Source organism: Streptomyces huasconensis (genome assembly GCF_021028635.1).
Lineage (GTDB): Bacteria > Actinomycetota > Actinomycetes > Streptomycetales > Streptomycetaceae > Streptomyces > Streptomyces huasconensis.
Genome location: NZ_CP086119.1, coordinates 1,595,634 through 1,617,984, shown reverse-complemented (window position 1 = coordinate 1,617,984; position 22,351 = coordinate 1,595,634). Strand labels below are relative to the sequence as shown.

At 72.9% G+C, this 22,351-nt stretch carries 17 protein-coding genes; 12 read left to right on the top strand and 5 right to left on the bottom strand.

What is annotated here, in order from left to right; all coding sequences use genetic code 11:
- Positions 1-607: 607 nt before the first annotated feature.
- A complete protein-coding gene (locus J2N69_RS07255) occupies positions 608-1,441 on the bottom strand; it encodes a siderophore-interacting protein (protein WP_230899998.1) in 834 nt (277 codons plus the stop codon).
- A 131-nt stretch (positions 1,442-1,572) separates the two neighbouring features.
- Here J2N69_RS07255 and J2N69_RS07250 point away from each other — a divergent pair, with 131 nt between their 5' ends.
- The 3 genes from J2N69_RS07250 (at position 1,573) to J2N69_RS07240 (ending at position 4,539) form a co-directional block, all read left to right on the top strand.
- Complete coding sequence (locus J2N69_RS07250; protein WP_230899997.1) at positions 1,573-2,616, top strand: FecCD family ABC transporter permease; 1,044 nt, start codon at positions 1,573-1,575, stop codon at positions 2,614-2,616.
- On the top strand, positions 2,613-3,641 hold the full coding sequence (locus tag J2N69_RS07245; RefSeq protein ID WP_230899996.1) for a FecCD family ABC transporter permease: 1,029 nt from the start codon (positions 2,613-2,615) through the stop codon (positions 3,639-3,641). The genes J2N69_RS07250 and J2N69_RS07245 overlap by 4 nt, the downstream gene beginning before the upstream one ends.
- 82 nt (positions 3,642-3,723) lie before the next feature.
- Complete coding sequence (locus tag J2N69_RS07240; protein ID WP_230899995.1) at positions 3,724-4,539, top strand: ABC transporter ATP-binding protein; 816 nt, start codon at positions 3,724-3,726, stop codon at positions 4,537-4,539.
- On the opposite strand, the gene J2N69_RS07235 is transcribed toward J2N69_RS07240, so the two are convergent.
- Positions 4,536-4,883 (bottom strand): alkyl sulfatase C-terminal domain-containing protein, encoded by a 348-nt coding sequence (locus tag J2N69_RS07235; RefSeq protein WP_230899994.1) that lies wholly within the window; start codon positions 4,881-4,883, stop codon positions 4,536-4,538. The genes J2N69_RS07240 and J2N69_RS07235 overlap by 4 nt on opposite strands.
- A 42-nt stretch (positions 4,884-4,925) precedes the next feature.
- On the opposite strand from J2N69_RS07235, the gene J2N69_RS07230 reads away from it, so the two are divergent.
- The 3 genes from J2N69_RS07230 to J2N69_RS07220 are packed head-to-tail and all read left to right on the top strand — an operon-like array spanning position 4,926 to position 7,010.
- Positions 4,926-5,270 (top strand): hypothetical protein, encoded by a 345-nt coding sequence (locus J2N69_RS07230; protein ID WP_230899993.1) that lies wholly within the window; start codon positions 4,926-4,928, stop codon positions 5,268-5,270.
- A 7-nt stretch (positions 5,271-5,277) separates the two neighbouring features.
- A complete protein-coding gene (locus tag J2N69_RS07225) occupies positions 5,278-6,093 on the top strand; it encodes a TlyA family RNA methyltransferase (protein WP_230899992.1) in 816 nt (271 codons plus the stop codon).
- 11 nt (positions 6,094-6,104) lie between these two features.
- Positions 6,105-7,010, top strand: a complete 906-nt coding sequence (locus J2N69_RS07220; protein WP_205037376.1) for an NAD kinase — start codon at positions 6,105-6,107, stop codon at positions 7,008-7,010.
- A 58-nt stretch (positions 7,011-7,068) separates the two neighbouring features.
- On the opposite strand, the gene J2N69_RS07215 is transcribed toward J2N69_RS07220, so the two are convergent.
- Positions 7,069-8,436 carry an FtsX-like permease family protein gene (locus tag J2N69_RS07215; protein ID WP_230899991.1) on the bottom strand — a complete coding sequence of 456 codons (1,368 nt, stop codon included), beginning with the start codon at positions 8,434-8,436 and terminating at the stop codon, positions 7,069-7,071.
- Positions 8,437-8,671: 235 nt separating this feature from the next.
- On the opposite strand from J2N69_RS07215, the gene recN reads away from it, so the two are divergent.
- The gene (recN, locus tag J2N69_RS07210; protein WP_230904619.1) at positions 8,672-10,426 is read left to right on the top strand and encodes a DNA repair protein RecN; all 1,755 of its coding nucleotides are present in this window, start codon (positions 8,672-8,674) and stop codon (positions 10,424-10,426) included.
- A 290-nt stretch (positions 10,427-10,716) separates the two neighbouring features.
- Complete coding sequence (locus J2N69_RS07205) at positions 10,717-11,880, top strand: glycosyltransferase family 4 protein (RefSeq protein WP_230899990.1); 1,164 nt, start codon at positions 10,717-10,719, stop codon at positions 11,878-11,880.
- 75 nt (positions 11,881-11,955) lie between these two features.
- On the opposite strand, the gene J2N69_RS07200 is transcribed toward J2N69_RS07205, so the two are convergent.
- Positions 11,956-13,599, bottom strand: coding sequence for a PucR family transcriptional regulator (locus tag J2N69_RS07200; RefSeq protein ID WP_230899989.1), 1,644 nt, complete (start codon positions 13,597-13,599; stop codon positions 11,956-11,958).
- Positions 13,600-13,758: 159 nt separating this feature from the next.
- Between J2N69_RS07200 and J2N69_RS07195 the strand changes: the two genes are divergently transcribed.
- A complete protein-coding gene (locus J2N69_RS07195; RefSeq protein WP_230899988.1) occupies positions 13,759-15,246 on the top strand; it encodes an APC family permease in 1,488 nt (495 codons plus the stop codon).
- A gap of 23 nt (positions 15,247-15,269) precedes the next feature.
- On the opposite strand, the gene J2N69_RS07190 is transcribed toward J2N69_RS07195, so the two are convergent.
- The gene (locus J2N69_RS07190; protein ID WP_230899987.1) at positions 15,270-17,099 is read right to left on the bottom strand and encodes a glycoside hydrolase family 15 protein; all 1,830 of its coding nucleotides are present in this window, start codon (positions 17,097-17,099) and stop codon (positions 15,270-15,272) included.
- Positions 17,100-17,622: 523 nt separating this feature from the next.
- On the opposite strand from J2N69_RS07190, the gene J2N69_RS07185 reads away from it, so the two are divergent.
- The 3 genes from J2N69_RS07185 (at position 17,623) to J2N69_RS07175 (ending at position 22,308) form a co-directional block, all read left to right on the top strand.
- Positions 17,623-19,299: a CTP synthase gene (locus tag J2N69_RS07185; protein WP_230899986.1), complete on the top strand. Its 1,677-nt coding sequence runs from the start codon at positions 17,623-17,625 to the stop codon at positions 19,297-19,299.
- Positions 19,300-19,386: 87 nt separating this feature from the next.
- Positions 19,387-20,013, top strand: a complete 627-nt coding sequence (locus J2N69_RS07180) for an NUDIX domain-containing protein (RefSeq protein ID WP_230899985.1) — start codon at positions 19,387-19,389, stop codon at positions 20,011-20,013.
- Between the two features lie 192 nt (positions 20,014-20,205).
- On the top strand, positions 20,206-22,308 hold the full coding sequence (locus tag J2N69_RS07175; RefSeq protein WP_408056685.1) for a tetratricopeptide repeat protein: 2,103 nt from the start codon (positions 20,206-20,208) through the stop codon (positions 22,306-22,308).
- Positions 22,309-22,351: the final 43 nt, after the last annotated feature.

Sequence of the window (22,351 nt, the reverse complement as noted above, 5' to 3'; positions counted from 1 at the left end):
GGGAGGGGTGTCGCGGCTCGGGGGTTAGCTCGGGGGTGCGTTGTCGTGGGTCGGGTGTAGTTCGATCGCGGATTGTTGCGGTTCGGGTGTAGCCCGGGGGCGAGTTGTCGCGGTTCGGATGTAGCCCGGGCGCGGGTTGGCGCGGCGCGGGGTGTCTTTCGGGCGCGGGTTGTCGTGGCTCGGGGTGTAGCCCGGGGGTGAGGTGTCGTGGCCGGGGGTTAACCCGGGCGCGGGTTGTTGTGGCGCGGGGTGTCTTTCGGGCGTGGGGCGTCGTGGCTCGGGTGTAGCCCGAGGGCGAGTCGTCGTGGGTCGGGGTGTAGCCCGGGCACGGGTCGTCGTGGGTCGGCTGTAGCCCGGGCGCGGGTTGGCGCGGCTCGAGGGTCAGCTCGGGCCCGGGGCGTCGCGGCTCGGGTGTAGCCCGGGGGCGAGTCGTCGTGGGCCGGGGATTAGCCCGGGCGCGGTCGTCGCGGGGTGGAGGTTGCCGCTCGCGGTGCGGGTCGCGGGCGGCGGTGGTTCCGGGGCCTTGGCGGGCCCTTGGCTCACGCTGGACTGGCGTGTCGGGCCCTTGGCTCGCGCGGACCGGCGGCCGCCTCCGCTCTGCCCCCGCTCACGGGTTCTCCCCGCGGTCGATCAGTTCGTCCGTTGTCGTGTTCTTGCGCCAGTAGCCCGAGAACGACACCCGCTTGCGGTCGAAGCCGCGGTCGGTGACCAGGTGGCGGCGGACCGCCTTGACGGTCGAGGACTCGCCGGCGACCCAGGCGTAGGGCGTGCCCTCGGGGAGGGTGGTGCCGCGGATGGCGTGCGGGGTGGTGCCCTCCCTGGTGAGCCAGTGGATCTCCGCGTCCGCCTTGGTGGGCAGGGGCTGGCGGTCGGCGAGGTCGTGGACCTCGATCCAGACGCGTGTCGGCAGGGCGGGCGGCAGGGTCTCGAGGATGGCCGCGACGGCCGGGAGCGCCGACTCGTCGGCGGTCAGGAGCAGCCAGTCGGTGTCCTGCGGCGGCCGGAAGTCGTATGCCGCGTTCTCCTCCTCGACCGGGGCGAGGACGCCGATGCGGGCGCCGGGCCGGGCGGTCCGTGCCCAGCTGGTCGCGGGGCCGTCGGCGGGCGAGGGGGCCGCGCCGTGGACGGCGAAGTCGACGATCAGCTCGTCGGGGTCGCGGCGCAGCTCGCGGGTCGTGTAGGTGCGCATGATGCCGCGTACCGAGGGGTCGAGGGCGCACCATGCGGCGTACCAGTCGGAGGCGTCGCCGGTGTCCGTGGCCGGCATGACGGGGGCGTCCTGACCGGGGTGCGGCAGGAAGATCTTGATGCGCTGGTCCCGGCCGCCGGACGCCATCCGCCGCAGGTAGGGGCCGCCGAAGGCGACGCGGATCATGGCGGGGGTCAGGTGCTCGGCGCGCAGGACCTGGACATCGAAGTACTGGTACGGGGAGTCGGTCATCGCGTGAGCCTCTTCGACTTCTCGACGGCGGCGGCGAGCCGCTCAGGGCAGGGGCGCGGACGACGTGGTCGGCCCGGACGGCGGGCGCACCACCTGCGTCGAGGGGTGCGAGGGTAGGCTAACCTAACCCGGTGTTGGTCGACAGTCCTCCAGAAGCCCGCGCGGAGACCGCTCCCGCGCCTCCCAGACGCCTCGCGATACGCACGATCGGGTTGGTCGTCTCGGCGGCCGTCCTTCTGCTCGTCTTCCTCGCGAGCATCGCGATCGGCGCCAAGTCGATGCCCCTGGGCCAGGTCTGGCACGGGCTGTTCCACGACTCGGGGACGTACGGCGACGTGGTCGTCGGGGAGCGGCTCGCGCGCAGTCTGCTCGGGCTGCTCGCCGGGGCCGCCCTCGGGCTCTCCGGCGCCGTCCTCCAGGCGCTCACCCGCAACCCGCTGGCCGACCCCGGGCTCCTCGGCATCAACCTCGGGGCGTCGTCGGCGGTCGTCACCGCCATCAGCTTCTTCGGCGTCACCTCGCTGAGCGGGTACGTGTGGTTCGCCTTCCTGGGGGCATCACTCGTCGGCGTCCTGCTCTACCTCCTGGGCGGTGCGCGCGGCGCGACGCCGGTGCGGCTCGCGCTCGCCGGCACCGCGATCAGCGCCGCGCTCTACGGCTATCTCCAGGCCGTCATGATCATGGACGGTGCCGCGCTCAACAAGATGCGGTTCTGGACGGTCGGTTCGCTGGCCTCCGCCAACATGGAGACCATCCGGCAGGTCCTGCCCTTCCTCGCGATCGGCACCGTGCTCGCGCTCGGTCTCGCCCGGCCGCTGAACGCCATGGCCATGGGCGACGACACCGCCCGCGCGCTCGGCGCCCACCTCACGCGCACGCGCGCGCTGTCGATGGCGGCGGCGACGCTGCTGTGCGGGGCGGCGACCGCCGCCTGCGGGCCGATCGTGTTCGTCGGCCTGATGGTGCCGCACGTCGTGCGCTCCTTCACCGGGCCCGACATGCGCTGGATTCTGCCGTACGCGGCCGTCCTGTCGCCCGTCCTGCTGCTCGGCGCGGACGTCGTCGGGCGGGTCGTGGCGCGGCCCTCCGAGCTGCAAGTGGGCATCGTGACCGCCGTCATCGGCGCGCCCGTCTTCATCTTTCTCGTACGGCGGCGGAAGGTGGCCCAGCTGTGAAGGCGCTACGCACCCGGGGCGGCCTCTCCGTCCGGCTCGACGTCCGCACGACCGTGGTCGTCACCCTGCTCCTGCTCGCCGCGCTCGCCGCGAGCGTCGTCCTGATCGGCACCGGCGACTTCGAGATCCCGGCCGCGGACGTCGTACGGACCCTGCTCGGCGACGGCAACGCCGGGCAGGAGTTCATCATCAACGAACTGCGGCTGCCGCGGGTCCTCGTCGGACTCCTGGTGGGCGCCGCCCTCGGACTCGGCGGCGCGCTCTTCCAGTCCATCGCCCGCAACCCGCTGGGCAGCCCCGACGTGCTCGGCCTCGGGCAGGGCGCGACCGCCGGCGCGCTCACCATGATCGTCCTGTTCCAGGGGAGCGCCACCGCGGTCGCGGGCGGCGCGCTCGTCGGCGGTCTCGTCACCGGCCTCGCCATCTACCTGCTGGCCTGGAAGCGCGGGGTGCACGGCTACCGGCTCGTCCTCGTCGGGATCGGCGTCTCCGCCTTCATCACGGCGATCAACGGCTATCTGCTCACCAAGGCGGACTTCGTCGACGCGGCCCGCGCCGTGGTCTGGATGACCGGCTCCCTGAACGGCCGGGACTGGGAGCAGGTCTGGCCGCTGCTCGCGCTCTGCGCCGTCCTCGTGCCGCTCGTCCTCGTGTACGGGCGTCCGCTGCGGATGCTGGAGATGGGCGACGACGTCGCGAACGCGCTCGGGGTACGGGTCGAACGCACCCGTCTCGTCCTGCTCACCGCCTCCGTGCTGCTCACCGCGGCCGCCACCGCCGCCGCCGGTCCGGTCAGTTTCGTCGCGCTCACCGCGCCGCAGCTGGCCCGCCGCCTCACGCGCTCGCCCGGCCCGAACCTGATGCCGGCGATGTTCATGGGCGCCGCCCTGCTGATCGTCGCCGACTTCGCCTCGCAGCGGGCCTTCGGCGCCGACCAGCTGCCCGTCGGCGTCGTCACCGGCGTACTCGGCGGCGGCTATCTGCTGTGGCTGCTCGTCACGCAGCGCAAGGCGGGGCGCATATGAGGGCACCCATGAAACCCGCGGTGACCATGAAACCCGCCGTGACCATGACCTCGTACCACCCCACGACCAGGAGCGTGCTGCTGTGAACCGGCTCATCGCCGACGACGTCACCCTCGGCTATGACCAGCGCGTCATCGCGGAGAAGCTGTCCGTCGAGATCCCCGACAACTCCTTCACCGTGATCGTGGGCCCCAACGCGTGCGGCAAGTCCACGCTGCTGCGCGCCCTGTCCCGGATGCTCAAGCCCGCCGCGGGACGCGTGCTGCTCGACGGCAGCGTCATCCAGTCGATGCCCGCGAAGAAGGTCGCCAAGACGCTCGGCCTGCTGCCGCAGTCGTCCATCGCACCCGACGGCATCACGGTCGGCGACCTGGTCGCGCGCGGCCGCTACCCCCACCAGGGGCTCCTGCGGCAGTGGTCGAAGGAGGACGAACGCGTCGTCGACGAGTCGATGGACGCGACAGGCGTACGAGAACTCGCCGATCGCTACGTCGACGAACTCTCCGGCGGCCAGCGCCAGCGCGTGTGGATCGCGATGGCGCTCGCCCAGCAGACGCCGCTGCTGCTGCTCGACGAGCCGACGACGTTCCTCGACATCCAGCACCAGCTCGACGTCCTGGATCTCTGTGCCGAGCTGCACGAGCAGCAGGGCCGCACCCTCGTCGCCGTCCTGCACGACCTGAACCACGCCGCGCGCTACGCCACCCACCTCATCGCCCTGCGCGACGGCGCGGTGATCGCCGAGGGCGCGCCCGCCGACATCGTCACGGCGGAGCTGGTCGAGCAGACGTTCGGCATCCAGTGCCAGATCATCGACGATCCGGAGAGCGGGACGCCGCTGGTGATCCCGGTGGCCCGCGCCGGGCGCAGACCGCTGACCAAAGCCAACACCGGCTAGAGCAGCGACCTGAGCTTCAGCAGGTCCCGGAAGCCCGCCTCCAGCTTGACCCGGCCGGAGGCCCACGCCTTCGCGAAGTTCAGCTCGCCGTCCACCAGCGCGACCAGGTCGTCGCCGGTCATCGCGAGGCGGATCTCGGCCTTCTCGCGGGGTGGGCCCGGGTGGGTGTCGAGCACCGTGATCCGGCCGTTCTCGAGACGGCCGGTGAAGGTGGTGTCGAGGTCGGTGATACGGCAGCTCAGCGAGCGGTTCAGGGCAGCGGCGCCCCGCACGTCGCCGTCGGCGGACGCGAGGGTGTCCGAGAGTCTGTCGAGTGCCGCGCGGCACTCCGCCATGGTCGCCATCGTGATCGACGGTACCGCAGCGCTTCGGGGTAGCGTCGTGCCATGAGCGACTCTCACGCGGGCCCCGCAGAGGGGGAGACGGTGGAGCCGGAGCCTCAGGTTCCGGATGAATCGTCGTACGAACTGCCGGGCGAACCGGCGGCCGAACCCTCGTACGACCCCGCCGCCCCCGCGCCCCTCGGCGTCGAGCGCACCCCCACGGGGAACGTTGACGTGGACGCCTGCCTCGCCCGGCTCGGCGACGCCGACCACCTCGCCACGGACGGCCACAGCGAGGTGTACGAGGATGTACACCGGGGACTGCGCGACGCGCTGACCGCGCTCGACCAGCGCCCCGGTCCACCGGCTCCGGCAACGGCGCCCGCATCATCTGACAACAGGAGCTGAACCGAACGTGGCAGGAGTGGCACGACGCCGCCTCGACGCCGAGCTCGTCCGCCGGAAGCTCGCGCGCTCGCGCGAGCACGCGAGCCAGCTGATCGCCGCCGGCCGCGTCTCGGTCGGCAAGACCGTCGCGACCAAGGCCGCGACCCAGGTGGAGACGGCCGCCCCGATCGTGGTCTCGCAGGACGACAGCGATCCCGACTACGTCTCGCGGGGAGGCCACAAGCTGGCGGGCGCCCTCGCCGCGTTCGTGCCGCAGGGGCTGGTCGTCGAGGGGAGGCGCGCGCTCGACGCGGGCGCCTCCACCGGCGGCTTCACGGACGTGCTGCTGCGGGCCGGTGCCGCGCACGTCGTCGCCGTCGACGTCGGGTACGGCCAGCTCGCCTGGTCGCTGCAGAGCGACGACCGGGTCACCGTGAAGGACCGCACGAACGTCAGGGAGTTGACGCTGGAGGCGATCGACGGCGTGCCCGTCGACGTCGTCGTCGGCGACCTCTCCTTCATCCCGCTCGGCCTGGTGCTGCCCGCCCTCGTGCGGTGCGCGGCCCCCGACGCGGACCTGGTGCTCATGGTCAAGCCGCAGTTCGAGGTCGGCAAGGAACGGCTCGGCAGCGGCGGCGTGGTGCGCAGCGCCGAGCTGCGGGCCGACGCCGTGCGCGGTGTGGCACGTCAGGCGTGGGGGCTCGGTCTCGGGGTACGCGGGGTGACCGCCAGCCCGCTGCCCGGGCCCTCCGGGAACGTCGAGTACTTTCTGTGGCTGCGCGCCGGGGCCGACGAACTCGACCCGGCGGACGTTGACCGTGCCGTGGCGGAGGGGCCCCGTTGACTCAGACCCGAGTGACCCAGACCAGAGCGCGTACCGTTTTCCTGCTCGCGCACACCGGACGGCCCGCGGCCATCCGCAGCGCCGAGCTGGTCGTCCAGGGACTGCTGCGCCACGGCATCGGCGTACGGGTCCTCAAGGCGGAGGCGGCGGACCTGCCGCTGCCCTCCGAGGTCGAGTCCGTCCAGGAGGCCACGGCCGACTGCATCGACGACTGCGAGCTTATCGTCGTGCTCGGCGGTGACGGGACGCTGCTGCGCGGCGCCGACTTCGCGCGGGCCTCCGGGGTGCCGATGCTCGGCGTCAACCTCGGGCGCGTGGGCTTCCTCGCGGAGGCCGAGCGGGACGACCTCGACCGGGTCGTCGACCGCGTGGTCACCAAGACGTACGAGGTCGAGGAGCGCATGACGATCGACGTCATCGTGCACCGCAACGGCGACATCGTGCACCGCGACTGGGCGCTGAACGAGGCCGCCGTCCAGAAGGTGTCGCCCGAGCGGATGCTCGAAGTCGTCCTGGAGATCGACGGGCGGCCGGTCACCGGCTTCGGCTGCGACGGCATCGTCTGCGCGACGCCGACCGGTTCGACGGCGTACGCGTTCTCGGCGGGCGGGCCCGTGGTGTGGCCGGAGGTGGAGGCGCTGCTCATGGTGCCGATCAGCGCGCACGCCCTGTTCGCCAAGCCGCTGGTGACCTCGCCCGACTCGGTGCTCGCCGTCGAGGTCCAGCCGCACACGCCGCACGGGGTGCTGTGGTGCGACGGGCGGCGCACCGTCGAACTGCCCGCCGGGGCGCGGGTGGAGGTGCGCCGGGGCGCGGTGCCGGTGCGGCTCGCGCGGCTGCACCACGCGTCGTTCACCGACCGGCTCGTCGCCAAGTTCGCGCTGCCGGTGTCGGGTTGGCGGGGGGCGCCGCACTAGTACCGGGCGGCGCTGTCGCCGGGCGGTGCGCTGTCATCGGGCGGCGCGGGTGGTGGGATCACGTCGCGCCGACCACCGCGATCGCCCGCTTGCGCAGCACGGCCCGCACCGGGAGCCCGGTCGCCAGCAGGGTCAGCAGCAGCGTGCCCGTCGCCACCCCGGCGGGCACCGGCCACGGCAGGTGCGGCAGGGCCGAGCCGAACGCCGTGCTGAGGATCGGCGCCAGCGTGGCCAGCGCGATCGCGCCGCCGAGCAGCAGCGCGGTCCCGGCGACGACCACGGCCTCCCAGGCCGCCATGGCCCGCACCTGGGCGCGCCGGCTGCCCACCACCCGCAGCAGCGCCACGTCACGGCGGCGCTCGAAGGAGATCATGGCGAGGGTGTTCGCCGCGGCGATGGCGGCGAAGCCCGCGTAGAGGCCGGTGCCGACGTAGTCGAGCCAGACCTCGCCGGGGCTGCCAGCCGAGCCGGTGTGGTGCTGGGCCGTCGTATGCATGCCGATCTTGGTGAGGCCGAAGCCGACGACGAGGACGAGAGGGACGACGGCGGCGGAGAAGCGGCGGGGCTGCGAGCGGACGTTGAGCATCGCCAGGCGCGCGCTCGGCCCGAACCGGCCGGCCGGCGCCGAGACCAGCCAGGCCGCCGGGCCGACGATGCGCGGGCCGAGCAGACCAGCGCCCACGCAGAAGAGGATGAGGACGAGGAAGGCTCCCTCGCTGGCCTCGGCCGCGGGCTGCCGTGACAGGAGTACGGAGACGGCGCAGGCCCCCGCGACCGCGAGCACCCCGAGCGGCGCCCGCAGCAGGCCGAGACCGCGCCGCCCGGTCGCCGCCTCGGAGAGCGCGCGGGCCGGACGCAGCAGGGAGAAGCGCAGCGCCGAGAGCAGGGCCGCGAGCGTCGTCGTCACCACGGCCACGCCGACGCACACGGGCAGCGCGAGCCAGCTGAAGCGGAACGTGGCCTCGGCGGGCAGCAGCCCGTGGGAGACCATGCCCGCGTGCCACCAGCGGGCGCCCAGGCCGCCGAGCAGGAAGCCGGCGAGGGAGGCGGGGACGGAGGCCGCGAGGGCCTGGACGGCCACCGCGCGGCGCACCTGGCGGGGCCTGGCGCCGATCGAACGCACCATCGCCAGCTCGCGGTGCTGCTGCGCGACGGCGGTGCCCATGGTCGAGACGACCACGAAAATCGACATGTAGACAGAACCGATCAACAGGACGAGCGCCATGTCGCCGACGCCGTTCTCCGTGATCTGCCGCCGTGCTCGCGCGGAGAGTCCGGCCGTGCCGCCGGTGCGCTCGGTGCTGGTTGTGCTGAGCATCATCGTCGACGCGCTCACCACGGTCGCCGCGAAGAGCGCGGCCACCGCGGTGCCCACGAATGCCGGGCGGTGCGCGCTCAGCGCCGCCCTTGCCAGTCCTGTTGCCATGTGGATCATGGTCGTGCCGGGGGTGGGACGGGGGCCATGCGGTGAGCCGGTGGATCATGCGGGGGATAACCCCACCCCCCTCGCGACGCGCCGCGGCGCGGCTTCGCGGGGCCCACTCCCGCGAGTGACAGTGGGCAGAGACCCGCTGCCGTCACCTGCGTCTTCACCGAACGGGCGCAGGGCCCGTCGCACGGCGGGCCCGCGACCTCGTAAGGTCGTGTCCGTGTTGGAGGAGATGCGGATACGGTCGCTCGGAGTCATCGACGACGCGGTCGTCGAGCTGTCGCCAGGGTTCACCGCCGTGACGGGTGAGACCGGAGCGGGCAAGACGATGGTGGTCACGAGCCTTGGCCTGCTGCTCGGCGGGCGCGCGGACCCCGCCCTGGTGCGGATCGGCGCGAAGTCGGCGGTGGTGGAGGGCCGGATCACTGTGCCCGCCGGCTCCTCGGCGGCCGTGCGCGCGGAGGAGGCAGGGGCCGAGCTGGACGACGGGGCGCTGCTCGTCAGCCGTACCGTCTCGGCGGAGGGGCGGTCCCGGGCGCACCTCGGGGGGCGGTCGGTCCCGGTGGGTCTGCTCTCCGAACTCGCCGACGACCTGGTCGCCGTGCACGGCCAGACCGACCAGCAGGGTCTGCTGAAGCCCGCCAGGCAGCGCGCCGCCCTCGACCGGTACGCGGGCGACGCGGTCGCCGTGCCGCTCGCCAAGTACACGGCCGCCTACCGCAGGCTCCGGGCCGTCACCGCCGAGGTCGAGGAGATCACCACACGCGCGCGGGAGCGGGCCCAGGAAGCCGACCTGCTGCGTTTTGGCCTGGACGAGATCGGGGCCGTCGAACCGCGCGCGGGCGAGGACGTCGAACTCGCCGCCGAGGCGGAGCGGCTCGGCCACGCGGAGGCCCTCGCCTCCGCCGCCACGTCCGCGCACGCCGCGCTCGCGGGCAACCCGGAGGACCCGGAGGTCATCGACGCCTCGACGCTCGTGGCGGGCGCCTCCAGGGCCCTGGAGAGCGTGCGCGCGCACGACCCCGCCCTGTCCGCCCTGGCCGACCGCCTCGGTGAGATCGGCATCCTGCTGGCCGACGTGGCCGGGGAACTCGCCGGGTACGCCGATGACCTCGACGCCGACCCGCTGCGGCTCGCCGCGGTGGAGGAGCGCCGGGCCGCGCTGAACCAGCTCACCCGGAAGTACGGCGCCGACATCGACGCGGTGCTCGCCTGGGCCGAAGAGGGCGCCGCACGCCTGACCGAGCTGGAGGGCGACGACGACCGGCTGGACGAGCTGGTCGCCGAGCGGGACGCGCTGCGGGCCGAACTCGCGGTGCTGGCGCAGGCGTTGACCGACGCGCGGCAGGAGGCCGCCTCGAGGTTCGCGGCGGCCGTCACCGAGGAGCTGGCGTCGCTGGCGATGCCCCACGCGCGCGTGTCGATCGCCATCAGCAGCACGGAGGTTCCGGAGGGGGCCGACGGGGTGGTGGTCGACGGCCGCACGGTCGCGTACGGCCCCGCGGGCGTCGACGAGGTGGAACTCCTCCTCGCCCCGCACCCGGGCGCACCGCCCCGGCCCATCGCCAAGGGTGCCTCCGGTGGTGAGCTGTCGCGCGTGATGCTCGCCGTGGAGGTGGTCTTCGCGGGCACGGACCCGGTGCCGACGTACCTCTTCGACGAGGTCGACGCGGGCGTCGGCGGCAAGGCGGCGGTCGAGATCGGCAGGCGGCTCGCGCGGCTGGCGAAGTCGGCGCAGGTCGTGGTCGTCACGCACCTGCCGCAGGTCGCGGCGTTCGCCGACCGGCAGCTGCTGGTCGAGAAGACGAACGACGGCATGGTGACGCGCTCCGGGGTGCAGGTCCTGGAGGGCGAGGACCGGGTACGGGAGCTGTCCCGGATGCTGGCGGGCCAGGAGGACTCGGAGACGGCGCGGGCCCACGCCGAGGAACTCCTCGCCACCGCTAGGTCGGACGGTTGGAGCACCCTCGGCCGGCGCCCCGTTTAGGGGCGCGAGGAACTGCGCGAGCAACCACAGCAAACCCGCAGACGCGTCTGCTCAGTAACCCGGCAGACGCGTCCGCGGCTTTTCGTGAGCTGAGCGCGCCCCCGCGGCGGAGCCGCAAATCGACACAGCCCCGCGCCCCCTACGAGGCGCTACACCTCACCCGTGTGGGTGATCGCGCCCGGAGAGTTGCCCGACCCCACGCGGAAGTGACCTTTCCGCGGTGCCGGAACGGCACCCCGGCTGGCATCCTTGGCGGAACCGCCCGCCGCAGACTCAGGAGCCCCGGCCGCGTGAGCCACGTGAGCAGCCACTCGCCGCACGGACAGCCACCGCACGGACAGACGCCGCTGCACACCGTTCAGGTACTCGGCGGCACCGGCGCGGGCAGCTGCGCCCACGTCAGGTCGCTGGCCGCGGGGCTCACCGCCCGGGGCGTGCGGGTCACCGTGTGCGCCCCCGACGAGGCAGCCCGCGCCTACGACTTCACCGGCACGGGCGCCCGCCACGTCCACGTGCCCCGCGGCGGCGACCCCGCCTCCGTCGCCGCCCTCCGCGTGGCCTGCGCCGACGCCGACCTCGTGCACGCGCACGGGCTGCACGCCGCCCTCCGCGCCGTCCTCGCCCTGGCCGGCCGCCCCACGCCGCTCGTCGTCACCTGGCACGACCGCGCGCACGCGACAGGTGCCCGCGCCCACCTCCTGCGGCTGCTGGAGCGGCGCGTGGCCAAGGCCGCCGCCGTGGTCCTCGGCGCCTCGTCCGACCTCGTCGACCGGGCCCGCCGCAGGGGCGCGAGGGACGCCCGCCTCGCGGCGGTCGCGCTGCCCGCGCCCCGCCGCGGCCGCCTCGCCGAAGCCGCCGAGGAGGAACCTGACCGGCTCCGCCACAAGGCCCGTGCCGAACTGGGCGCGGTGGACCGCCCCTTGGTCCTCGCCGTCGGCGCCCTCGAACAGGGCCGTGGCCACGACGTCCTCATGGACGCCACGCGCGCGTGGCGGCACCTGGACCCGCTGCCGCTCCTGGTCGTCGCGGGGGAGGGCCCGCAGCGGGCCGCCCTCCAGCACCGCGTCGACACCGAGCGGCTCCCCGTCCGGCTGGTCGGCCGCCGCGACGACGTCCCCGAACTCCTCGCCGCCGCCGACCTGGTGGTGCTGCCCAGCAGCGCCGAGCCCCGCCCGCTCCTCGCCCAGGAGGCCCTGCACGCGCGCGTGCCGCTCGTCGCCGCCGCGGTCGGCGGCGTGCCCGACCTGGTCGGCGACGCCGCCGAACTCGTCCCGCACGGCGACGCCCAGGCCCTCGCCACCGCCGTCGTACGCCTGCTCGCCGACCCGGCCCGCAGGGCGGAGCTGAGGGACAGAGGCACGGCCCAGGCCGCCACCTGGCCCTCCGAGGACGACACGGTCACCCAAGTCCTCAGCGTGTACGACGAGTTGACCCAGCCGGTTCCCTACAGCTGACAGAAGCCCTTGGCTGACAGAGACCTTTGGCTGCCAGAAACCCTCAGCTGACAGAGACGTACAGCTGCCAGAGCCCTACGTCACATGCCTGCGCGCCCGCAGCGCCAGGCTCAGCGCGAGGACCGTCTGCGGGTCGTCGAGGTCCGTGCCGAGCAGCTCGCTGATGCGGGCGAGGCGGTTGTACAAAGTCTGCCGGTTCAGATGCAGCTCGCGCGCCGTCTCCGCCTTGCGGCCCGCGTGCGCCAAGTACGTCTGGAGGGTCGGCAGCAGCGGCGGCTTCGAACGCTCGTCGTGCGCGCGCAGCGGCCCGATCGCCCGGTCCACGAACGCCGCGAGGACCCCGTCCTCGTCATGGCGGTGCAGCCGCCACAGCAGCAGATCGATGTCCAGGCGCCGCGCGTCGTACCAGGGGCGGTCGCTCAGGCCCTGTGCGGCCGCCGCCGTCTCCGCCGCGTGCCGCAGGCCCGCCGACGCCGCCGCCCAGCCGCCCGCCACACCGACCACCACGACCGGCGGCTGCGCCCCGGGCCGCTGCATCCCGGCCCGCTCGACCCCGGCCCGCAGCGCGGCGGCGACCCGGTCGGCCACCGCCGTCCGCTCCGACTCCGACCGCAGGCCCAGCAGCAGCGGCACGCGGCCCTCGACGGGACGTACGCCCAGCAGCACCGGCACCCCCACCGACGCCAGCTCCTCCGCCACCGCCCGCGCCAGCACCGCCCAGCCGCCCCCGGTCGGCAGCCCGTCCGCCAGTCGCATCACCACCGGCAGCAGCGGGCTCCCGGCCGGGCCGGGCCTGAAGCCGAGGACGCGGGCCTGCGCCGGGGCGTCGTCGGCCGTGATGCGCCCCTCCGCGAGGTCGGTCAGGAAGTCGCCCCGGCCGCGCGCCGCCAGCTCCTCCTCCTGGCGGGCCTGCATCAGCACCACCGCGAGGCTGCTCGCCGCCCGCTCCGCCGCGATGCGGTGCACCGGCAGCGCCGCCGACTCCACGGCGAGCAGTACGAGCCGGGCCCGCACCGAGCCGGGCCCCGGCCCGCCGCCCGGCACATCGACGATGACGGCGCTCGCCGGCGGCCCGTCCCGGTCGACGGAACGCCCCCGCAGCCCCTCCCACACCTGGAGCGGGTCCGCGCACTCCGTGCCTGCCCCGGCGGCGTACAGCAGCTGCCCGTCCGCCGTCTCCAGGAACACCGGGTTGCCGCTGAACTCCGCCAGGACGGCCAGGACTTGAGGCACACCGCCCCCGCCGAGCAGCGCCTGCGTACACCGCCCGTGCACCTCCTCGGCCCGCTGGAGCAGCGCGTAATGGCCGTTGACGATCTCCGTGTGGACCTCTTCGGTCACCGTCACGAACGGCACCTCGCGGTGCAGCTGCACCAGCGGCAGACCGGCCGTCCGCGCCGTCTCCACGATCGCCGCGGGCAGCCGGGCGAAGCGCGGCCCCAGCTCGACGACGAGCGCCGCGATGCCCCGCTCGGCGAGCTTGCGCACGAAGGCCCGCTGCTCGGCCGGGCGCGCCCCGAGCCCGAGCCCCGTGGTGAGCAGCAGCTCGCCGCCCTTGAGCAGCGAGGCGATGTTCGGCACCTCGCCCGCGTGCACCCACCGCACCGTCCGCTGGAGCCGGTCCGCGCCCGCGACGACCTCGGGGAGCCCGCCGCGCAGCCCCGGAAGTTCCAGCGCGCGCTGCACGGTGATGCCGCCCTGAGTGCCCTGACTGTCCATGGCGCGACGCTACCGGGGCGCACGTCACCGGAACATCTCCGACCGGTCACAGCGGCCGCCCCCGGGCCCCCGCGGGGCGACAACTCGTCGCTTCCGCCCGGACATTGCGCGACCCCTTGTCGCTTGTGGCGTACGTCACGCCACGGCAGGGTGCCCGCCATGCCAGAGCAACCGAGCACACCCGAGGTCCACCGCCTGAAGGCGAACTCCGTCGGCGTCGTCGGCGTCGTCTTCATGGCGGTCGCCACCGCCGCGCCCATCACCGCCATGACCGGCAACCTCCCGATCGCCGTCGGCGCGGGCAACGGCACCGGCGCCCCCGCCGGCTACCTCTTCGCCACGCTCGTCCTGACGGTCTTCTCCGTCGGGTACGTCGCCATGGCCAAGCGGATCACCGCCGCCGGCGCCTTCTACGGCTACATCTCGCACGGCCTCGGCCGCACCGCGGGCATGGCCTCGGGGATGCTCGCCGTCCTCGCGTACATCGTCTTCGAGGCGTCGATCGTCGGCGTCTTCTCGTACTTCGCGCAGACGACCGTCGCGGACCAGCTCGGCGTCGACCTGCCGTGGATCGTCTACGCGGCCGCGATGCTCACCGTCACGGCCGTCCTCGCGCACTTCGACATCAACCTCACGGCGAAGGCCCTCGGTGTGATGCTCGTCGCGGAGATCGCCGTCCTCTTCGCGGTCGCCACCGCCGTCCTGCTGCACGGCGGCGGCCCCGACGGCATACCCGTCGAGCCCCTCAACCCGAAGAACGCCTTCACCGGCACCTCCGCCGGGCTCGGCCTGTTCTTCGCCTTCTGGTCGTGGGTCGGCTTCGAGTCGACCGCGATGTACGGCGAGGAGTCCCGCGACCCCAAGCGCGTCATCCCGCGCGCGACGCTCGTCTCGGTCGTCGGCGTCGGTCTCTTCTACATCTACGTCTCCTGGATGACGATCGCCGGGAACGGCCTGAGCGGCTCGGTGCAGGTCTCCCGGTCGGCCGGCCCCCTTGACCTGTTCTTCGATCCGGCGCACAGCTTCATCGGCGCCTGGGCCGTCGACACCTTCCAGTGGCTGCTGATCACCGGCTCGTTCGCCTGTGGGATGGCCTTCCACCAGTGCGCCGCGCGCTATCTGTACGCGATCGGCCGCGAAGGGTTCCCGCACCCCGCCCTCGGCCGTACCCACCCGGCCCACGGCTCGCCGTACATCGCCTCGTACGTCCAGTCCGTCATCGCCGTCGCCCTGGTGGCCGCCTTCTGGCTGACCGGACAGGACCCGTACATCCACCTGTACACGCTGCTCGCGATCCTCGGCACGATGGCGATCCTCATCGTGCAGACGCTGTGCTCCTTCGCCGTGATCGGCTACTTCCGGCGCAACCACCCCGAGGACCGGCACTGGTTCAAGACGCTGCTCGCGCCGCTGCTCGGCGGCCTCGGCATGATCGCCGTCGTCGTCCTGCTGGTGCTCAACATGGACACCGCGGCGGGCTCGGCGGCCGGCTCGCTGCTGTTCAAGGCCATCCCGTGGATCGTCGGCCTCGTCTTCTTCGGCGGCCTCGGCCTCGGCCTGTATCTGCGGGCCAGGTACCCGCGGCGCTACGAGATCATCGGCCGTGTCGTCCAGGACGACACGGCCGAACGCACCGACGCATCTTGAACCTGACCCGGGTGCGGGCGGCGTTAGCCGCCGTACGCCCCCGAAGCTGTCAGCCGCAGTGCCGTGTCGATCAGCGGCACGTGGCTGAAGGCCTGCGGGAAGTTGCCGACCTGGCGCTGCGCCGCGGAGTCCCACTCCTCGGCGAGCAGACCGAGGTCGTTGCGGAGCGCGAGCAGCTTCTCGAAGAGCTTGCGGGCCTCGTCGACCCGGCCGATCATCGCCAGGTCGTCGGCCATCCAGAACGAGCAGGCGAGGAACGCGCCCTCGTCGCCCTCCAGGCCGTCCAGGTTCTCCTCGTCGCCGGAGGTCGGGTAGCGCAGGATGAAGCCGTCCGGGGTCGACAGCTCCCGCTGGATCGCCTCGATGGTGCCGATGACGCGCTTGTCGTCGGGCGGCAGGAAGCCCATCTGCGGGATCAGCAGCAGCGAGGCGTCCAGCTCCTTGGAGCCGTACGACTGCGTGAAGGTGTTGCGCTCCGGGTCGTAACCCTTCTCACACACGTCCCGGTGGATGTCGTCACGCAGCTCGCGCCACTTCTCCAGCGGCCCGTCGGCGTCCCCGGACTCCAGGAGCTTGATGGTGCGGTCGACGGCGACCCAGGCCATCACCTTGGAGTGCACGAAGTGGCGGCGCGGGCCGCGCACCTCCCAGATGCCCTCGTCCGGCTCGTCCCAGTGGTCCTCCAGGTAGCGGATCAGCTTGAGCTGGAGCAGCGAGGCGTAGTCGTTGCGGGCCAGGCCCGTCATGTGCGCCAGGTGCAGCGCCTCGGTGACCTCGCCGTACACGTCGAGCTGGAGCTGGTGGGCGGCGCCGTTGCCCGCGCGGACCGGCTGGGAGCCCTCGTATCCGGGCAGCCAGTCCAGCTCCGTCTCGCCCAGCTCGCGCTCGCCCGCGATGCCGTACATGATCTGGAGGTTCTCCGGGTCGCCCGCCACCGCGCGCAGCAGCCACTCGCGCCAGGCGCGGGCCTCCTCGCGGTAGCCGGTGCGCAGCAGCGACGACAGGGTGATCGCGGCGTCCCGCAGCCAGGTGAAGCGGTAGTCCCAGTTCCGCGAGCCCCCGATGTCCTCGGGCAGCGAGGTCGTGGGCGCCGCGACGATGCCGCCGGTCGGCGCGTAGGTGAGCGCCTTCAAGGTGATCAGCGAACGGATCACGGCCTCGCGGTAGGGGCCGTGGTACGTGCAGTGGTCGACCCAGTCGCGCCAGAAGTCCTCCGTGGCGGTGAGCGACGCCTCGGGCTCGGGCAAGGGCGGCTGGCCCTTGTGCGAGGGCTGCCACGAGATGGTGAACGCGATCCGCTCACCCGGCGCGATGGTGAAGTCGGAGTAGGTCGTCAGGTCCTTGCCGTACGTCTCGGCGTCGGTGTCCAGCCACACGGAGTCGGGTCCGGCGACGGCCACCGTCCGGTGGTCGACCTTGTGGACCCAGGGCACCACACGTCCGTAGCTGAACCGCATGCGCAGCGCCGAGCGCATCGGCACCCGGCCGCTGACGCCCTCCACGATCCGGATCAGCTGGGGTGCGTCCGTGTCGCGCGGCGGCATGAAATCGATCACGCGGACGGTGCCGCGCTGGGTGTCCCACTCCGATTCCAGCACCAGGGAGTCGCCGCGATAGGTGCGGCGAGCCGCCGTGGGCGGCTCCTCCTCCGGTGCGTACGCGGGCCCGAGGCGCCAGAAGCCGTGCTCCTCGGTGCCCAACAGGCCGGCGAAAACGGCGTGGGAGTCGAAGCGGGGAAGGCACAGCCAGTCGACTGTGCCGTCCCGGCAGACCAGGGCTGCGGTCTGCATGTCTCCGATGAGTGCGTAGTCCTCGATGCGCCCGGCCACGTGCATCTCCAGTCGAACGGCCACGTTCGCCCCGCGGGGCGCTTACTTACTGTCAGCGGTCAAGTGATCGTTGCCGAGCGCTTGTTCCGGGTGCAAGGCGGGGTGGTGCCGTGTGCCGGATGGGGCTCGGCAGCGAGTGTCCGAGCAGGATACGACGCACGTCGGTGATCCGCGCGCCCCTCCCGGCAACGAGGCGCGGCCGAACGGGTGAGCGGCAGGTGAGAGCGGGTGTCGCATGATCTCTTGGTGGGTCGGAGCGGTTCGGAGGGGCGTGAGAGTACGCCGGTGTCGTGTGTTCCCTGTGAGGGCGGTGTGTATGCCCGGGAGTCCTGCTCCCCGTACACCCGAGTTTCCTACGGCATCGGCGTACGCGCCTGACAGCGGAGCGTGGCCGGAAGCACGCTCCGCCCGTCGCTGATACCCTGGTAGCCCGTGAGCCGGTGGTCATAGAACCCCCGAACCGCAGCGACGGCACCTCCCCCGAAATCCCTGGCGAGGCCGCCGGTACGCACCTCCAGACCGCGACCACGGGAGCCCCCTCTTGGCCATGCAGCCGAAATCCACGACGACCAAGCACATCTTCGTCACCGGGGGTGTCGCCTCTTCCCTCGGCAAGGGATTGACTGCCTCCAGCCTGGGTGCGCTCCTCAAGGCGCGTGGCCTGCGCGTCACGATGCAGAAGCTCGACCCGTACCTGAACGTCGACCCGGGCACGATGAACCCCTTCCAGCACGGTGAGGTGTTCGTCACCAACGACGGCGCCGAGACCGACCTGGACATCGGCCACTACGAGCGCTTCCTCGACGTCGACCTCGACGGCTCGGCGAACGTCACCACCGGCCAGGTCTACTCCCAGGTGATCGCCAAGGAGCGGCGCGGCGAGTACCTCGGTGACACCGTCCAGGTCATCCCGCACATCACCAACGAGATCAAGCACCGCATCCGCCGCATGGCCACCGACGACGTCGACGTCGTCATCACCGAGGTCGGTGGCACGGTCGGCGACATCGAGTCGCTGCCGTTCCTGGAGACCGTCCGTCAGGTCCGCCACGAGGTCGGCCGTGACAACGTCTTCGTGGTGCACATCTCGCTGCTGCCCTACATCGGCCCCTCCGGCGAGCTGAAGACCAAGCCGACCCAGCACTCGGTCGCCGCCCTGCGCAACATCGGCATCCAGCCCGACGCGATCGTGCTGCGCGCCGACCGCGACGTGCCCACCGCCATCAAGCGCAAGATCTCGCTGATGTGCGACGTCGACGAGGCCGCCGTGGTCGCCGCCATCGACGCCAAGTCGATCTACGACATCCCGAAGGTCCTGCACACCGAGGGCCTCGACGCCTACGTCGTGCGCAAGCTCGACCTGCCCTTCCGCGACGTCGACTGGACCCAGTGGGACGACCTGCTGGACCGCGTGCACAACCCGAAGCACGAGGTCACCGTCGCGCTGGTCGGCAAGTACATCGACCTGCCCGACGCCTACCTCTCGGTGACCGAGGCCATGCGCGCCGGCGGCTTCGCGAACAAGGCCCGCGTGAAGGTCAAGTGGGTCACCTCCGACGACTGCAAGACCCCGGCGGGCGCCAAGAAGCAGCTCGGCGACGTCGACGCGATCCTGATCCCCGGCGGCTTCGGCGAGCGCGGCGTGGACGGCAAGGTCAGCGCCATCCAGTACGCCCGCGAGAACAAGGTGCCGCTGCTCGGCATCTGCCTCGGCCTGCAGTGCATCGTCATCGAGGCCGCCCGCAACCTCGCGGACATCCCGGACGCCAACTCCACCGAGTTCGACGCCGCCACCTCCCACCCGGTGATCTCCACCATGGCCGAGCAGCTCGACATCGTCGCCGGTGAGGGCGACATGGGCGGCACGATGCGCCTGGGCATGTACCCGGCCAAGCTCGCCGAGGGCTCCATCGCCCGCGAGGTGTACGACGGCAAGGAGTACGTCGAGGAGCGCCACCGCCACCGCTACGAGGTGAACAACTCCTACCGCGCCGACCTGGAGAAGAAGGCCGGAATCCTGTTCTCCGGCACCTCCCCGGACGGCAAGCTCGTCGAGTACGTCGAGTACCCGCGCGAGGTGCACCCCTACCTCGTCGCCACCCAGGCGCACCCGGAGCTGCGCTCCCGCCCGACCCGCCCCCACCCGCTCTTCGCGGGCCTGGTGAAGGCGGCCGTCGAGCGGCAGGAGGCCGCCCGCAAGGCGGCCACCAAGCCGGCCAAGTAACACCAGGCGATACGGTTGCCGGGGTACGCGTCTTTTGGGGCGCGTGCCCCGGTTTTTTCGTTTGCACGTGTGGGAGGACAGCGCGACATGACGATCAAGGACACCGCCGAGGAGTGGCAGGTCACGGCGAGCCAGACGCCTTTCGTCGGCAACAAGACCTCGGTGCGCACCGACGACGTGGTCATGCCCGACGGGTCCGTCGTCCACCGCGACTACCAGGTCCACCCCGGCTCGGTGGCCGTCCTCGCGCTGGACGGGGAGGGCCGCGTCCTGGTCATCCGCCAGTACCGCCACCCCGTCCGCCAGAAGCTCTGGGAGATCCCCGCCGGTCTGCTCGACGTCCCCGGCGAGAACCCCCTGCACGCCGCGCAGCGCGAGCTGTACGAAGAGGCGCACGTCAAGGCCGAGGACTGGCGCGTCCTCACCGACGTCTACACCACTCCCGGCGGTTGTGACGAAGCCGTGCGGATCTTCCTCGCCCGCGACCTCGCCGAGGCCGAGGGCGAGCGCTTCGAGGTCTTCGAGGAGGAGGCCGACATGGAGCTGACCCGCGTCCCGCTCGACGAACTCGTACGCGGCGTGCTCGCCGGTGAGCTGCACAACAACTGCCTGGTCGTGGGCATCCTCTCGCTGTACGCCGCGCTGAACGGCGACGGCGTGGACGCGCTGCGCCCGGCCGAGGCGCCCTGGCCGGCGCGTCCCTTCGAGTCCTGACCGCGGAGCGGGCCCACCGGCGGCCCCCACCGATGGCCCACCAACGGTCCCGCCGATATGACGATCTGCTGATCCGATCGGGGGACTTGCGGGCGTCGCGCGACCGGGAGCGCCGCAGGGCCTGAACTAGGCTCTGAAAGCGTCCCGCCCGAAGTCCCGGCGGGTTCGTGCGCACGCGGACGGGAGTGACCCGTGACGGATCAGGCGGTCGACACGGACGGTACGGCGGCGGGTGGCGTGGTGCCGTCCCCCACCGGCGCCGCCGCGGAGTCGACGAGCTCTCAATTCGTCGGTCGGCAACGCGAGTTGAAGGAACTGCGCGCCGACATCGACCGGGCGGGGCTCGACACCCTGTCCGGCCGCAAGGCGCCCCGCGCCCGCGTCCTGCTCATCGCGGGCCGCCCCGGCTCGGGCCGCACCGCGCTCGCCGAGGAACTCGCGCGGCAGCTCGCCGGGGAGTACCCCGACGGCCTGCTGCGGGCCCGCCTCACGGAGCCGGACGGCGCGCGTGTCCCCACGGAACGCACCGCCCGCGAACTCCTCGACGCCCTGGCCGTCCCCGCCCCGCCCGGCGCCGGTGAGGACGTCCTGTCCGAACTGCTCAGGGACGCCCTGAAGGAGCGCCGGGCCCTGCTGCTCCTGGACGACGCGGTCGACGCCGAGCAGGTCGACCCGCTCCTGCCGGACACCCCCGACTGCCTGGTCGTCGCCGTCTCCGGGGGCCCGCTCACCGGCATCCCCGACGTGCGGCCGTGCACGCTCGGCGGCCTGGACAAGGCGGCCGCGGTGGAGCTGCTCACCCGCGCCGCCGGGCCCGTACGCATCAAGGTGGACCCGCGTGCCGCGGAATCCCTGGTCGAGGCGTGCGAGGCGCACCCGGCCTCCCTCATGCTCGCCGGGGGCTGGCTCTCCGCCCGCCCCAAGGCCGCCGTCGCCGACCTGGCCAAGCAGGTGCACGACATGGCCGAGGAGACCTCCTCCCTCGCCCGTGTCTTCCGCCAGGCCTACGCCACGCTCTCCGGACCCTCCGCGCGGATACTGCGCCTGCTCTCCCTCGCCCCGGCCGGACATGTGGACCCGCACACCGCCTCCGCGCTCGCGGGCTGCTCGGTCTCCGGGGCCAAGGCCGCGCTCGGGGACTTCGCCGCCCTCGGGCTCGTCCGGCCCGTGGACTCCCCGATCCAGCAGTACGAGGTGCCGGGCTGCCTGGTGCCGCTGCTGAGGAACCTCACCGAGACCCTGGACCGCCCCGCCGAGATCCAGCTGGCCCGCGCCCGGATGCTGGAGCGGACCGTGCGGCTGCTCCAGTCCTGCCGGGCGGTCACCGAGACCGACGGCACCGGCCCCCTCGGTGACCGCGACAAGCACGAGGGACTGCCGCGCGCCCTGCGCTTCCCCAGCCGCGCCGACGCCGCCGAGTGGCTGCGCGTCCGGCAGCCCGCGCTGCTCGCCGCCGCCCGGCTCGCGGTGGCCGACGGCGACCTCGACACCCTCGCGCGGCGCCTGATGGCCGCCCTGACCCGGGCCCTGGTCGCGCACCGCGGCCCCGAGGGCGCGGCCCCCGAGCTGTACGGCATCCACCGGCTGGTCCTGGACGTGGCCGAGCGCCGGGACCTGCCCCGCGAGAAGGCCGCCGCGCTGCTGAACCTCGCCGATCTGGACGCGCGCACGGGACGCACCCATGAGGCGCTGGCCCGCTACCGGGCCGCGCTGGACGCGGGACGGGCGGCGGACGATCCGTACGCCACCGGGCGCGCGATGGAATCCGTAGGCGGCGCCTATCAGGAGCTGGGGGACTGGTCCCGGGCCTCCGACTGGTACGGCAGGGCCCTGGCCCAACGCCTCGCCCGCGGAGAGCGCGCCGACGCCGCCCGCCTGTACGGCCGCATCGGCGTCGTGCACACCTACGCGGGCCGCTACGGCGAGGCGCTGCGCAACTGGAGCTCGGCGGTCGCCGGCCACCGCAAGGCCGGCGATGTGGCCGCCCAGGCAAGGGCGTTGAGCGAGATGGCGCGGGTGCAGGAGTACGCGGGCCGGCCCGAGGAGTCGCTGCGCACCTGCCAGGAAGCCGTCGAGTGGGCGCGGCACGCCAAGGACGTACGCCTCCAGGCCGCGCTCCAGCTGCGCCTCGCGGACACCCTGGAACGGCTCGGCGACCCGACGGCGGCCCGGCTGCACCGGGGGGCCGCCGAGCGCATGCTGGGAACAGAGCACCAGGAGGCCATGAGGCTTGAAACAAACGGTGGAGCACCACCTTCCACCTACGAAATCCGCAGTGCATCCGCAGAAGATTGAAGTATTGGAAGGCTAGACAGCGGGAAATCCTTCATTAGACTGG

What these genes read in the sequence shown, in the direction of transcription:
- J2N69_RS07255 (WP_230899998.1), bottom strand. Translation starts at nt 1,441, where the DNA reads ATGACCGACTCCCCGTACCAGTACTTCGATGTCCAGGTCCTGCGCGCC.
- J2N69_RS07235 (WP_230899994.1), bottom strand. Translation starts at nt 4,883, where the DNA reads ATGGCGACCATGGCGGAGTGCCGCGCGGCACTCGACAGACTCTCGGAC.
- J2N69_RS07200 (WP_230899989.1), bottom strand. Translation starts at nt 13,599, where the DNA reads ATGGACAGTCAGGGCACTCAGGGCGGCATCACCGTGCAGCGCGCGCTG.
- J2N69_RS07195 (WP_230899988.1), top strand. Translation starts at nt 13,759, where the DNA reads ATGCCAGAGCAACCGAGCACACCCGAGGTCCACCGCCTGAAGGCGAAC.
- J2N69_RS07230 (WP_230899993.1), top strand. Translation starts at nt 4,926, where the DNA reads ATGAGCGACTCTCACGCGGGCCCCGCAGAGGGGGAGACGGTGGAGCCG.
- J2N69_RS07185 (WP_230899986.1), top strand. Translation starts at nt 17,623, where the DNA reads ATGCAGCCGAAATCCACGACGACCAAGCACATCTTCGTCACCGGGGGT.
- recN (WP_230904619.1), top strand. Translation starts at nt 8,672, where the DNA reads ATGCGGATACGGTCGCTCGGAGTCATCGACGACGCGGTCGTCGAGCTG.
- J2N69_RS07215 (WP_230899991.1), bottom strand. Translation starts at nt 8,436, where the DNA reads ATGGCAACAGGACTGGCAAGGGCGGCGCTGAGCGCGCACCGCCCGGCA.
- J2N69_RS07180 (WP_230899985.1), top strand. Translation starts at nt 19,387, where the DNA reads ATGACGATCAAGGACACCGCCGAGGAGTGGCAGGTCACGGCGAGCCAG.